The sequence below is a fragment of the Mycobacterium sp. E3247 genome, assembly GCF_001667785.1.
Taxonomy (GTDB): Bacteria; Actinomycetota; Actinomycetes; order Mycobacteriales; family Mycobacteriaceae; genus Mycobacterium.
In genome coordinates, this window is sequence record NZ_LZJG01000240.1 from 1 (window position 1) to 12168 (window position 12168).

General features: G+C 70.1%; 12 protein-coding genes and 1 pseudogene. 7 read left to right on the top strand and 6 right to left on the bottom strand.

The annotated features are described in order from the left end of the window. On the top strand, nucleotides 1-618 hold a 618-nt coding region (locus A9X04_RS12835), incomplete at its 5' end, for an enoyl-CoA hydratase-related protein (protein ID WP_067920861.1). Here the strand turns inward: A9X04_RS12835 and A9X04_RS12840 are convergent. Together A9X04_RS12840 and A9X04_RS12845 are read right to left on the bottom strand one after the other, a co-directional pair. Continuing rightward, nucleotides 615-1631 (bottom strand): NAD(P)/FAD-dependent oxidoreductase, encoded by a 1017-nt coding sequence (locus A9X04_RS12840; RefSeq protein WP_067920863.1) that lies wholly within the window; start codon nucleotides 1629-1631, stop codon nucleotides 615-617. The genes A9X04_RS12835 and A9X04_RS12840 overlap by 4 nt on opposite strands. Then, entirely contained in the window at nucleotides 1628-2128 is a 501-nt protein-coding gene (locus A9X04_RS12845) for an isoprenylcysteine carboxyl methyltransferase family protein (protein WP_067920865.1), read from the bottom strand. The genes A9X04_RS12840 and A9X04_RS12845 overlap by 4 nt, the downstream gene beginning before the upstream one ends. 184 nt (nucleotides 2129-2312) lie before the next feature. Between A9X04_RS12845 and A9X04_RS12850 the strand changes: the two genes are divergently transcribed. Then, nucleotides 2313-3458: an NAD(P)H-binding protein gene (locus A9X04_RS12850; RefSeq protein WP_067920867.1), complete on the top strand. Its 1146-nt coding sequence runs from the start codon at nucleotides 2313-2315 to the stop codon at nucleotides 3456-3458. After that, nucleotides 3455-4177, top strand: coding sequence for a CPBP family intramembrane glutamic endopeptidase (locus A9X04_RS12855; RefSeq protein ID WP_067920870.1), 723 nt, complete (start codon nucleotides 3455-3457; stop codon nucleotides 4175-4177). The genes A9X04_RS12850 and A9X04_RS12855 overlap by 4 nt, the downstream gene beginning before the upstream one ends. Here A9X04_RS12855 and A9X04_RS12860 read toward each other — a convergent pair. Together A9X04_RS12860 and A9X04_RS12865 are read right to left on the bottom strand one after the other, a co-directional pair. Further along, nucleotides 4140-5513, bottom strand: a complete 1374-nt coding sequence (locus tag A9X04_RS12860; protein ID WP_067920872.1) for a DUF2867 domain-containing protein — start codon at nucleotides 5511-5513, stop codon at nucleotides 4140-4142. The two genes, A9X04_RS12855 and A9X04_RS12860, sit on opposite strands and share 38 nt — an antisense overlap. Before the next feature lie 85 nt (nucleotides 5514-5598). Further along, complete coding sequence (locus A9X04_RS12865; RefSeq protein WP_067920874.1) at nucleotides 5599-6408, bottom strand: enoyl-CoA hydratase; 810 nt, start codon at nucleotides 6406-6408, stop codon at nucleotides 5599-5601. A gap of 97 nt (nucleotides 6409-6505) precedes the next feature. On the opposite strand from A9X04_RS12865, the gene A9X04_RS12870 reads away from it, so the two are divergent. Both A9X04_RS12870 and A9X04_RS12875 read left to right on the top strand, forming a co-directional pair. Continuing rightward, nucleotides 6506-7591, top strand: coding sequence for a CaiB/BaiF CoA-transferase family protein (locus A9X04_RS12870; protein ID WP_067920876.1), 1086 nt, complete (start codon nucleotides 6506-6508; stop codon nucleotides 7589-7591). A 53-nt stretch (nucleotides 7592-7644) separates the two neighbouring features. Beyond that, nucleotides 7645-8397 (top strand): 3-hydroxyacyl-CoA dehydrogenase, encoded by a 753-nt coding sequence (locus A9X04_RS12875; RefSeq protein ID WP_067920878.1) that lies wholly within the window; start codon nucleotides 7645-7647, stop codon nucleotides 8395-8397. 133 nt (nucleotides 8398-8530) lie between these two features. Here A9X04_RS12875 and A9X04_RS31910 read toward each other — a convergent pair whose 3' ends face one another. Then, entirely contained in the window at nucleotides 8531-8653 is a 123-nt protein-coding gene (locus A9X04_RS31910) for a hypothetical protein (RefSeq protein WP_085981634.1), read from the bottom strand. A gap of 310 nt (nucleotides 8654-8963) precedes the next feature. On the opposite strand from A9X04_RS31910, the gene A9X04_RS12880 reads away from it, so the two are divergent. Together A9X04_RS12880 and A9X04_RS12885 are read left to right on the top strand one after the other, a co-directional pair. Continuing rightward, nucleotides 8964-11285 (top strand): MMPL family transporter, encoded by a 2322-nt coding sequence (locus A9X04_RS12880; protein ID WP_067920880.1) that lies wholly within the window; start codon nucleotides 8964-8966, stop codon nucleotides 11283-11285. 62 nt (nucleotides 11286-11347) lie between these two features. Further along, nucleotides 11348-11977, top strand: a complete 630-nt coding sequence (locus A9X04_RS12885) for a class I SAM-dependent methyltransferase (RefSeq protein ID WP_067920882.1) — start codon at nucleotides 11348-11350, stop codon at nucleotides 11975-11977. Nucleotides 11978-11984: 7 nt separating this feature from the next. Here the strand turns inward: A9X04_RS12885 and A9X04_RS12890 are convergent. Then, a pseudogene (locus A9X04_RS12890) lies at nucleotides 11985-12168 on the bottom strand (NAD-dependent protein deacylase); the annotation flags it as partial.

A 12168-nucleotide genomic window follows, 5' to 3' on the forward strand; every position in this document is an offset into this window, starting at 1 on the left:
GGCGACAAGTCGTTCTGCGCCGGCGCCGATCTCAAGGCGATCTCCCGCCGGGAGAACCTGTATCACCCCGACCACGGTGAGTGGGGTTTCGCCGGCTACGTGCATCACTTCATCGACAAGCCCACCATCGCGGCGGTCAACGGCACCGCGTTCGGCGGGGGCACCGAGCTGGCCCTGGCCAGTGACCTGGTGGTGGCCGACGAGCGGGCCCAGTTCGGCCTGCCGGAGGTCAAACGCGGGCTCGTCGCGGCCGCCGGCGGTGTCTTCCGGATCGTGCAGCAGCTCCCGCGCAAAGTGGGGATGGAGCTGCTGTTGACCGGCGAGCCGATCACCGCCGCCGACGCCTTCGAGTGGGGCCTGATCAACCAGGTCGTCGACGAGGGCACGGTGCTGGAGGCCGCGCTGGCCCTGGCCGCGCGAATCACCGTCAACGCGCCCCTGTCGGTGCAGGCCAGCAAGCGCATCGCCTACGGGGTCGACGAGGGTGTCATCACCGACGAAGAGGCGGGCTGGGCGCGGACGATGGCCGAAATGAGCATCCTGATCAGGTCCGAAGACGCCAAGGAGGGGCCGCTCGCTTTCGCCGAGAAGCGGGAGCCGGTCTGGAAGGCCCGCTAACCCGCCAGGACGTTCACCCCGCGCCGGAACACGCCAGGCAGCAGCGCGCAGGCCGGCACGATGGCGCGGCGGGTTGCCGGCGGGGCGCTGGCCAGCACCAGCCCCCGGGTGAGTAGCCGGTAGCTGCGGGTGATCCGTTGCCACGCAAGCTCATACGACGCGGGCGTTTCGTCGACGATCGCGGCGACGGCGGCGCCAGCTTGTTTGACCGCCAGGCTGATGCCCTCGCCGGTCAGCGCGTCCTCGTAGCCCGCCGCGTCGCCCACCAGGAGCACCCGCCCCGCGACCCGCCTGGACACGACCTGCCGCAGCGGGCCACATCCGCGGGCCGGCCCCCGCGCCGCGCCCTGCAATCGCCCGGCCAGCCCGGGGAACCAGCCCAGGTCGGGCTGGCCCCGGGACAGGATCGCGACGCCGACCAGGTCCGGCTCCACCGGCGTCACATACGCCTCACCCCAACGCGACCAGTGCACCTCGACGAATTCCGACCAGGCGGGCACCCGGTAGTGCCAGCGCACGCCGTAGCGCCGCGGTGTCCCGGCCGTCGCCGCGATTCCGGTGGCCCGCCTGACCTGTGAGTGCAGTCCGTCGGCCGCAACCATCCATCTCGCACGCACACCGGCGGCGGCCACCCCGCGAGCGTCCTGGTGCACGGTGGTCACCCGGGCCCGAAGCCATTCGGTGTCTTGCTCTTTCGCGCGCGCGGCCAGCGCCGCGTGCAGCGTGGTCCGTCGCACCCCCCGGCCGGGCCCGCGGTGAAACCGCGCCTGCGCCCGGCGCTGTTCGCTGACATAGGCGATGCCATGAAAGGGCATACCGGCGGGGTCGACGCCGAGGGAGGTGAGCTCGGCGAGCCCGCCGGGCATCAGGCCCTCGCCGCACGCTTTGTCGATGGGGCCCTCGCGCGGGTCGGCGACGATGACCGAGAGCCCGTGCCGGCGTGCGTGCAACGCGGTGGCCAGGCCCCCGGGTCCGCCCCCGACGATCAACAGGTCGGTGTCGTAATCGCTCACGTGTAACCCAGAGCCGAATTCTCGACCTGCAGCCGCACCCTGAGCAACGCCGCGTTGGCCAGCGTGAACACGGCGGCCGTCAGCCACGCCGTGTGCACCAACGGCAGCGCCACCCCCTCGGCCACCACTGCAACGTAGTTGGGATGGTGCAGCCAGCGGTAGGGGCCCTGGCGCACGAGCGGGGCATCCGGCAGCACGATCACCCGGGTGTTCCACCGCCGGCCCAGCGTGGCGATGCACCACCAGCGCAGGCCCTGGCTGAGCGCCACCACCGCCAGCATCGGCCAGCCCAGCCAGCCGATGAACGGCCGGTGCAGCGCCCACGGCTCGAGAATGCAGCCGACCAGCAGTGCGGTGTGGATGAGCACCATCACCGGGTAATGCGGGCGACCAAACTCCCTGGCGCCCTGGGCAAAAGACCACCGCGCGTTCCGGTTGGACACCACCAGCTCAGCGACGCGTTCGATGGCGACCGCCAGGACCAGCAGGTAATACATGTCTCCACTATCTATTGATGAGGGTTCCTTGTACCCACGGTGCCGCCGACGCGGCGGTTCAACCCCGCGAGCGTAACGGCATGGCGAAAATTCGGCCCGAAAAGCGCCGTGGCGTTACGTACGCGACGAGAGATTCTCGTGCCCGTTAGGTTTGCGCGCATCGCCGCGGGGCTAGTGTCCAAGTATGCGGATCCTGGTCACAGGCGCCACCGGCTATGTCGGATCGCGGCTGGTCACGGCGCTGCTGGCGGACCGGCACCACGTCGTGGCCGCCACCCGAAAACCCGCGCGCCTCAGGCGGTTCGGATGGTTCGGCGAGGTCACACCGGTGGCGCTCGACGCCGCGGATCCCGCCTCCACCCGAGCGGCCTTCACCGAATCCGGACCCGTTGACGTGGTGTATTACCTGGTGCACGCCATCGGTCAGCCCGGCTTCCGGGACGCCGACAAGGCCGCGGCCGCCAACCTGGCGGCGGCGGCCCGGGACGCCGGCGTGCGACGCATCGTCTACCTGGGCGGGTTCGTGCCCGCCGACGAGGTGCTGTCCGAGCACCTGACGAGCAGGGCCGAGGTGGCCGAGGCGCTGACGATCCCGGGCGGGCCGGAGGTGGTGTGGCTGGGCGCGGCGATGATCATCGGGGCGGGATCGACCTCGTTCGAGATGATGCGCTACGTCGGTGACCGTTTTCCGCTCATCCCCATACCGAGCTGGATGGACAACCCGATCGACCCGATCTCGATTCGCGATGTCCTGCACTACCTCGTCGCCGCCGCCGACCCGGGCGTGGTGCCGGCGGGGGCGTACGACATCTCCGGCCCGGACACCACGTCCTACCGCGAGCTGCTCAAGACGTATACGCGCATCTCGGGCCGGTGGCACGCCGGGTTGCCGGTCGGCAGGGTCGACACCGGGCTGGCGTCGCTGATCACCGGCGTCGCCCTTCCGGTGCCGCCGGGGCTGGCCGGCGATCTGGTCGAATCGCTGGATCACCCGATGGTGGCGTCGAAGGGCGACCTACGCGATCGCGTGGCCGACCCGCCCGGTGGGTTGCTCGGCGTCCAGGACGCCATTGCCCTAGCCTTGGCCGATCAGCCGAATCGCCCGTCCCCGGTCAACGCCCTGGCCGACCCCCATCACCTCGCCGACACCGATCCCGCGTGGGCCGGCGGTGACGCGCGGCGCATCCGCCACCTGGCCCGCCGCCTCACCCCGCCCGTCGTGCGGCCGGCTTTGGGGCTGGTGGGCATGGTCCCCGGTCCGCTCGCCGGCGCGCTTCGAACCGGCCTCGACCTCCTGATCGCCCTGACCCCGAAGGTGCATCCCGCATGAGCCAGTCAACCGCCCCGTCCAACACCGGCGTGCTGTCCGAGTGGTGGCGCGCCCTCAACAAGGTCGCCGTGCCCCATCATGAGTCGCCGGCCGTCGTGCGACGCCGGCGCGTCATCGTGACGATCACGCTGGTGGTCGGCGCGGCGATGCTCGGGTTCTCGCTGCGGCGTCACCCGGGGGAGTCGAGCTTCTACTGGCTCACGCTGGCGCTGGCGGGGGTGTGGTTCGCCGGTGGGCTCATCTCCGGCCCGCTACACCTGGGCGGCATCTGCTGGCGTGGCCGCAACCAACGGCCGGTCATCACCGGGACGACGATCGGTCTCCTGCTCGGCGCCGTCTTCGTGGTGGGCGGGCTGATCGCCCGGGAGATCACGCCGGTGGCGGAGTTGATAACCAGGGTGCTGGAATACGCCCACCACGGGTGGTATCCGGTGATCGTGGCGATCACCCTGGTCAACGGCGTCGCCGAGGAAGTGTTTTTTCGCGGCGCGCTCTACACGGCCCTGGGCCGCTACCACCCCGTCCTGATTTCGACCGTCCTCTACGCCTGCGCGACGCTGGCCAGCGGCAATCCGATGCTCGGCTTCGCCGCGGTCATCCTGGGGACGGTCTGCGCGTTCGAGCGCCGGGCGACCGGCGGGGTCCTGGCGCCGATGCTCACCCACCTGGTGTGGGGGCTGATCATGGTTCTCGTGCTGCCCCCGATGTTCGGGGTCTAACGCCGGCCGGGCCGACGACCTCGCGGGCCAGCGCGCGCATCCTGGCGGCGTGGACCGGCCGCGCGAAGAGCCAGTACACCCGCCCCGGGATGCCGCGCGGCAGAAAGATGGACCGCTGGGTGTAGCGGCTGCCGCGGCCCTGTTGCGGTGCGACCGCGATCTCGAGCCATTCCCGTCCCGGCGCCCGCTTGGTGGAGCGCAGCCGCAACAGCGTTCCCGGCTTGCGCTCCTCGACCGTCCAGGCCGCCCGCGAAGTCACGGCGTCCTCCGCCGCCTTCCAGACGGCGGCGGGTTCGGCGGGGGTGTGCGCGGCGCGCGCATCGGTGTAGACGATTTCGCCCGCCCACTGCGGGTCGCTGGGCAGCGCCTCGGCCGGTTCGGACCGCAACGACGACCACGAGGGTTCCGGGACTCCCCGAGCGGCGCGGCTGAGCGCCAGTCCGACGGACCGGCGGTAGGGGGTCAGGCCGCCCGGCGGGGGCGCGATGACGCTGTCGACGTCGTGGTTGCGCATCACCGCGTCGCATTCCAGCGACTCGATCAGGGGGCGCGCCAACCCCGGCGGGATCGGCGTCACCGTTCCGACCCACAGGCTGGCGATCGTGGGCGTCAAGAACGGCAGCACGATCAGATAGCGGTTGCCCAGCCCCGCGACTTCGGCGTAGACGCGCATCATGTCGCCGTACTCCAAGACGTCGGGTCCGCCGATGTCCCAGGTGCGCGAGGACGGCACCGCGGCCGTCGCCGCGGCCACCAGGTAGTACAGCACGTCGCGCACCGCGATCGGCTGAATCTTGTTGTGCACCCACTTCGGGGTGGTCATCACCGGCAACCGGTCGGTGAGGTGCCGGATCATCTCGAACGACGCCGACCCCGAGCCGACGACGACGCCCGCCTGCAGCACCAGCGTCTCGATGCCCGAGGCGATCAGCGCATCGCCGACCGCCGTCCGCGATTCCAGGTGCGGTGAGAGCTTGCGGCCCTCGGGATGCAGCCCACTCAAGTACACGATGCGCCGCACCCCCGTGCGACGGGCCGCCGTGACGACGTTGCGCACCGCGCGCGTCTCCTCGTCGGCGAAGTCCTTCGCCGAGCCCATCGAATGGACCAGGTAGTAGACGACATCGATGCCGGCGAACGCCGCGATCAGCGAATCGACGTCACCGAGGTCCCCGCGCGCGACCTCCGCCTGCTGCCGCCACGGCACGTCCGCCAGCTTCGCCGGGTTGCGGGCCAGGGCGCGCACCGGGTGGCCTTCGTCCAGGAGTCGGGGCACCAGCCGGGCACCGATGTAGCCGGTCGCCCCGGTCACCAGGCATCGCACCTGTCCAGCCATGGATTCTCCGTCCGTCGCCTTCGGAATTATTCGGACCCGACGCGGGGAGGATTACCGGCGTGGGCCACCGGTAAGCGCCACGGGCTCAGCGATCGGTGAACTCCGGCGCGCGGCGCTGTTGGAAAGCCTTTGTGCCCTCCAGGAAGTCGTGGGATCGCAGCAGCACTGCCTGCCCCTCGTATTCGCGCTGCAACGCCGGCTCCAACTGGGTGAGCGTGGCCGCGTTGATCGCCAGCTTGGTCTTGCCGAACGCGGCGACGGGCCCCGCCAACAGCCGGGCGATCACCTTGTCCACCTCGGCCCCGAATTCGGCGGCGGGGTACACGGCGCTGACCAACCCCCACGACAGCGCCTCGGCGGCCGGTAGGCGTTCGGGCAGCAGCGCCATGTGCATCGCCCGGATGCGGCCGACGGCGGCCGCGATCAGCGCCGACGCGCCGCCGTCGGGCATCAGGCCGATCTTGGTGAAGGCCAGCATGAAAAAAGCGCTCTCCGAAGCCAATACGATGTCGCACGCCAGGGCCAGGGAAACGCCGACGCCGGCCGCCGGTCCCTGGACCACGGCGACCACCGGGTGTGGCACGGCGGCGATCGCCCGGATCAGCCGGTTGATCTCTAGGACGATCTCGTCGGGCGAGAGCCCGGTCCCGGACACGTCGTCGGCGCTGATCCCCGCGCCGGAGCAGAAGCCGCGGCCCGCACCCCCGAGGCGCACCACCTTCACCTCCGGATCCGTCGCGGCGCGTTCCATTGCGTCGGCGATCCCGATAATCACCGGCACCGTCAGCGAATTGAGGCTGTCGGGCCGGTCGATGGTCACCGACAGCACGCCGTCGGTCAGCGTGACGGAAAGGCCTGCGACGGGGGTCAGGGTGTCGATCGCGGATTGCGGCATGGGCTCACCCTAAGTGACCGGGCTGCGCGCCCGTTGCGGGCGGCTGCGAAGATGCCAACAACAACGGACGTCAGAGCAGACGAAAGGTCGGTGGGTCGTGGCTGGACCGCTGAAGGGACTTCGGGTCGTCGAGTTGGCCGGCATCGGGCCGGGCCCGCACGCGGCGATGATCCTGGGGGATCTGGGAGCCGACGTGGTGCGCATCGACCGGCCATCGACCGGTCCCGGCGGTGTCGCGAAGGACGCCATGCTGCGCAACCGGCGTGTCCTGACCGTCGACCTCAAGTCCGACGAGGGCCGAGCCGTCGTGCTCCAGCTGGTGGCCAAGGCCGACGTGTTGATCGAGGGCTTCCGTCCCGGTGTCACCGAGCGGCTCGGCCTCGGGCCCGAGCAGTGCGCCGAGGTCAACGAGCGGCTGATCTACGCCCGGATGACCGGCTGGGGGCAGGCCGGCCCGCGCAGTCAGCAGGCCGGCCACGACATCAACTACATCTCGCTCAACGGGATCCTCCATGCCATCGGCCGGGCCGGCGAGCGACCGGTGCCGCCGCTGAACCTGGTCGGTGACTTCGGCGGGGGCTCGATGTTCCTGCTGGTCGGCATCCTGTCCGCGCTGTGGGAGCGGCAGACCTCCGGCAAGGGCCAGGTCATCGACGCCGCCATGGTCGACGGCTCCAGCGTGCTGATCCAGATGATGTGGGCGATGCGCGGGCTGGGCATGTGGTCGGACGTGCGCGGCACCAACATGCTCGACGGCGGCGCGCCCTACTACGACACCTATGAGTGCGCCGACGGGCGCTACGTCGCCGTCGGCGCCATCGAGCCGCAGTTCTATGCGGCCATGCTGGCCGGGCTGGGGTTGGACGCCGCCAACCTGCCGGCGCAGAACGACGTCAGCCGCTGGCCCGAGCTGCGCGAGGCGCTGACGGCGGCCTTCGCCGGGCATGACCGCGACCACTGGGCGAAGGTGTTCGCCGATTCCGACGCCTGTGTGACACCGGTGCTGGCGTTCGGCGAGGTGCACACCGAGCCGCACATCACCGAGCGGAACACGTTCTACGACGTGGACGGCGGTCTGCAGCCGTTGCCGGCGCCGCGGTTCTCCCGCACCAAGCCCGACGTTCCCCGGCCGCCGGCCGCGCCGCTGCCCGACGTCGAAGCCGTTCTGAGCGACTGGGTATAGTCGCCAACCAACTGGTTGGCTGGACTCGCAACGATTCTCAAGGAAGGACTCGTATGAAGATCAAGGACGCCGTCGCCGTCGTCACCGGGGGCGCCTCGGGCCTGGGCTTGGCCACCACCAAGCGGCTGCTGGACGCCGGGGCGCAGGTGGTGGTGATCGACCTGCGGGGCGAAGAGGCCGTCCAAGAACTCGGCGAGCGCGCCCGTTTCGTGCAGGCCGACGTCACCGACGAGGCGGCCGTCGGCAAGGCGCTCGACACCGCCGAGTCGATGGGCCCGCTGCGCATCAACGTCAACTGCGCGGGCATCGGCAACGCCATCAAGACGCTGTCCAAGGACGGCCCGTTCCCGCTCGATGCGTTCAAGAAGGTGGTCGGGGTCAACCTGATCGGCACGTTCAACGTGCTGCGGCTGACCGCCGAGCGCATCGCCAAGACCGAGCCCATCGGGGAGGAGCGCGGCGTCATCATCAACACCGCCTCCGTCGCCGCGTTCGAGGGCCAGATCGGCCAGGCCGCCTACTCGGCGTCCAAGGGCGGCGTGGTCGGCATGACGCTGCCGATCGCGCGCGACCTGTCGCGCGAACTCATCCGCGTGGTCACCATCGCGCCCGGGCTGTTCAAGACCCCGCTGCTCGGTTCGCTGCCCGAGGAGGCCCAGAAGTCGCTGGGCAAGCAGGTGCCGCACCCGGCCCGGCTCGGTGACCCCGACGAGTACGGCGCGCTCGCGGTCCACATCATCGAAAACCCGATGCTCAACGGCGAGGTCATCCGCCTGGACGGTGCCATCCGCATGGCGCCCCGCTGAGTCCCCCGAACACGAAAGCCCCCCGCGAGAAGCGGGGGGCTTTCGTATCGGAGAGAGACTTTTATCGACGGAACCATCGACTGACAGCGGGTTCGGCCATCAACAGCCGTGCGAGCATACTCATGGCGTCAGCTCAGCTCGCCGCTTGCAGTTCTTCGAACTGCTCGGAGGTCTCGCCTTCCACCAGCACGTCGCCGTGGTAGAGGGCTTCGAAGTCAACCTTGATGACGTCTGCACTCGTGTCGTCGATCCACATGACACTGAGCGTATGGGCCACCATTAAGGAATCTTTGAGTCACGATTCGGAAAATGGTGGCAATTTACCGGCGGGTAGGTTCAGGGCTGTCAAGCCCGGCTTTTGGCCTCGTGACCTGCTTAATTACCGGCCAAGTTTCTGGCCGGACTCTTAGGGTGGCACCGGTTTAGAAATCGCGCGTTGAACCCTGCGGCCGCCCCCGCGCGTGCTTGAAGAGGAATCTGTTTGACGCGTGAAAACTAGCGTTTGTTAGGTTGTCGCCGGTACGCCAGCGGCCAGCGCGATCAGCACGGCGGCGGAAGGGCTCGACATGCTGCAGGGGATCGCCCGCATGGCCATCGCGGCGCCCCGCCGCATCATCGTCATCGGTGTCCTGGTTTTCGTCGCCGCCGCGATCTTCGGCATCCCGGTCGCCAAGAGTCTGTCTCCCGGCGGTTTCCAGGACCCCCACTCGGAGTCCGCCCGCGCGATCCAGGTGCTGACCGACAAGTTCGGCCAGAGCGGTCAGCAGATGCTGATCGTGGTGACCGCTCCCGGCGGCAGCGACAGCGCACAGGCCCGCGCCGTGGGCACCGACCTCGTCAACCAGCTGCAGAAGTCACCCCTGGTCTACAACGCGTCGTCACCGTGGACGGTCCCACCCCAAGCGGCCGCCGATCTGCTCAGCCGCGACGGCAAGTCGGGCCTGATCGTGGTGAACCTCAAGGGCGGCGAGAACTACGCACAGAGCAACGCCCAAACCGTCGCCGACCAATTCGTCCACGACCGTGACGGCGTCACCGTCCGCGCCGGCGGCGCGGCCATGCAGTACGCGCAGATCAACACGCAGAACCAGGCCGACCTGCTGGTGATGGAGATGATCGCGCTGCCGCTGAGCTTCCTGATCCTGATCTGGGTGTTCGGCGGGCTGCTGGCGGCGGCGTTGCCGATGGCGCTGGGCGCGCTGGCCGTCGTCGGGTCCATGACGGTGTTGCGGCTGATCACGTTCACCACCGAAGTGTCGATCTTCGCGCTCAACCTGAGCACCGCGCTGGGCCTGGCGCTGGCCATCGACTACACGCTGCTGATCGTCAGCCGCTACCGCGACGAGTTGGCCGAGGGCGCCGACCGGGACGAGGCGCTGATCCGGACCATGGCGACCTCCGGGCGGACGGTGTTGTTCTCCGCGGTCACCGTGGCGCTGTCCATGTCGGCGACGGTGGCGTTCCCGATGTACTTCCTCAAGTCGTTCGCCTACGCCGGCGTGGCCACCGTGGCCTTCGTCGCGACCGCCTCGATCGTGATCACCCCGGCCGCCATCGTGCTGCTGGGCCCCCGGCTGGACGCGCTCGACGTGCGCCGGCTGATGCGCCGGGTCTTCCGGCGTCCGGAGCCGGTGCGCAAGCCCGTCGAAGAGCTGTTCTGGTATCGATCGACCAAGTTGGTGATGCGCCGCTGGGCGCCGATCGGTGTGACCGTCGTTGCGCTGCTGCTCCTGCTCGGGCTGCCGTTCATGGGCGTCAAATGGGGTTTCCCGGACGACCGGGTGCTGCCGCGGTCGACCTCGTCGCACCAGGTCGGTGACCAGCTGCGCAACGATTTCGCGAACGACTCCGCGACGTCCGTGCCGGTCGTCGTCCCCGACGCGCGCGGCCTGAACCCGGCGGACCTCGACACCTACGCCGCAGACCTGTCGCGGGTGCCCGGCGTCGCGGCCGTGTCGGCCCCCGGCGGGGCGTTCGTCGGCGGGAACCGGACCGGGCCGCCGGTGGGGGCCACCGGCCTGGCCGACGGCAGCGCGTTCCTGACCGTCAGCAGCACAGCGCCGCTGTTCTCCGCGGCGAGCGACGCCCAACTCCAGCGATTGCACCAGGTGCCCGGGCCGGCGGGGCGGTCCGTCGCGATGGGTGGCGTCGCGCAGGTCAACCGCGACAGCGTCGACGCGGTCACCGACCGCCTGCCGCTGGTGCTCGGGCTGATGGCCGCGATCACCTTCGCGTTGCTGTTCCTGCTCACCGGTAGCGTGCTGCTGCCGGTTAAGGCGCTGGCCTGCAACATCCTGTCGCTGACCGCGGCGTTCGGTGCGCTGGTGTGGATCTTCCAGGACGGGCATCTCGGCGCGCTCGGCACGACGCCGAGCGGGACGCTGGTCGCGAACATGCCGGTGCTGCTGTTCTGCATCGCCTTCGGGCTGTCGATGGACTACGAGGTGTTCCTGCTGTCCCGTATTCGGGAGTACTGGCTCGCGTCCGGGGCCGCTCGACCGGCGAAGCCGAGCCCGAAGCAGGCCGACGCCGCCAACGACGAGAGCGTGGCGCTCGGGGTGGCCCGCACCGGCCGGGTGATCACCGCCGCCGCGCTGGTGATGTCGATGTCGTTCGCCGCGCTGATCGCCGCGCACGTGTCGTTCATGCGGATGTTCGGCCTCGGCCTGACGCTCGCCGTGTTCGCCGACGCCACCCTGGTGCGGATGGTCGTGGTGCCCGCCTTCATGCACGTGATGGGCCGGTGGAATTGGTGGGCGCCCAGGCCGCTGGCCTGGCTGCACGAGCGGTTCGGCATCAGCGAGGGCGGGGCCCACGAGCGCGGATACGTCGAGGCGATCCCGCTTGACGGCGGCCCGCTGGGGGAACCCGTGGCCAACATCGGTTAAGCACCCGCCCTCGCCGGCAACACCCCTATCCTGAGGCCGATTCGATCGGAAGGTTGACCTGTATGACAACGGCGGTGGACAACCCGTTCTTCGCGCGCATCTGGCCCGTCGTCGCCACCCACGAGACCGAGGCCATCCGCGCGCTGCGCCGCGAGAACCTGGCCGGGTTGTCGGGGCGGGTGCTCGAGGTCGGCGCGGGCATCGGGACGAACTTTCCCCACTACCCGGAGTCGGTCCACGAGGTGGTCGCGGTGGAGCCCGAGCCGCGGCTGGCGGCCCAGGCGCGGGCCGCGGCGGACGTGGTGCCCGCCCGGGTGTTGGTGACGGGGGAGACGGCGGAGGATTTCAGCGGCGGTGAGCCGTTCGACGCCGTGGTGTGCTCGCTGGTGTTGTGCTCGGTGCGCGACCCCGGCGGCGTGCTGCGGCGGCTGTATTCGTTGCTGCGCCCGGGTGGCGAGTTGCGGTACCTCGAGCACGTGGCGAGCGCCGGCGCGCGGGGCCGCCTGCAACGGATCGCCGACGCGACGGTGTGGCCCCGGTTGTTCGGCAACTGCCACACCCACCGGGACACCGAGCGTGCGATCGTCGACGCCGGATTCGAAGTCGGCGTTTCCCGGCGCGAGTTCACGCTGCCGGCGTGGGCGCCGATGCCGGTGTCCGAATTGCTGCTGGGCCGCGCCCGCAGGCCGTAGTCGCCGGCTACTTCAGCAGGGCGGGCAGCCGCTGCAGCAAGCCGGGCAGCGCCTGGCTCGCGGTCTCGCGGATGCTGATCGTCGCGTTCCGGGACAGCGGCGTGACCTCCGGATTGACCTCGATGACGGCCGTGCCGCGGGACAGCGCGAGCTCGGCCAGCCCGGCCGCCGGGTAGACGATCGCCGAGGTC

Bases quoted from the DNA above. Each gene is read 5' to 3' on its own strand.
- A9X04_RS12860 (WP_067920872.1), bottom strand. From the start codon at position 5,513: ATGGCTGGACAGGTGCGATGCCTGGTGACCGGGGCGACCGGCTACATC.
- A9X04_RS12865 (WP_067920874.1), bottom strand. From the start codon at position 6,408: ATGCCGCAATCCGCGATCGACACCCTGACCCCCGTCGCAGGCCTTTCC.
- A9X04_RS31910 (WP_085981634.1), bottom strand. From the start codon at position 8,653: ATGTGGATCGACGACACGAGTGCAGACGTCATCAAGGTTGACTTCGAA.
- A9X04_RS12880 (WP_067920880.1), top strand. From the start codon at position 8,964: ATGCTGCAGGGGATCGCCCGCATGGCCATCGCGGCGCCCCGCCGCATC.
- A9X04_RS12875 (WP_067920878.1), top strand. From the start codon at position 7,645: ATGAAGATCAAGGACGCCGTCGCCGTCGTCACCGGGGGCGCCTCGGGC.
- A9X04_RS12885 (WP_067920882.1), top strand. From the start codon at position 11,348: ATGACAACGGCGGTGGACAACCCGTTCTTCGCGCGCATCTGGCCCGTC.
- A9X04_RS12845 (WP_067920865.1), bottom strand. From the start codon at position 2,128: ATGTATTACCTGCTGGTCCTGGCGGTCGCCATCGAACGCGTCGCTGAG.
- A9X04_RS12855 (WP_067920870.1), top strand. From the start codon at position 3,455: ATGAGCCAGTCAACCGCCCCGTCCAACACCGGCGTGCTGTCCGAGTGG.
- A9X04_RS12850 (WP_067920867.1), top strand. From the start codon at position 2,313: ATGCGGATCCTGGTCACAGGCGCCACCGGCTATGTCGGATCGCGGCTG.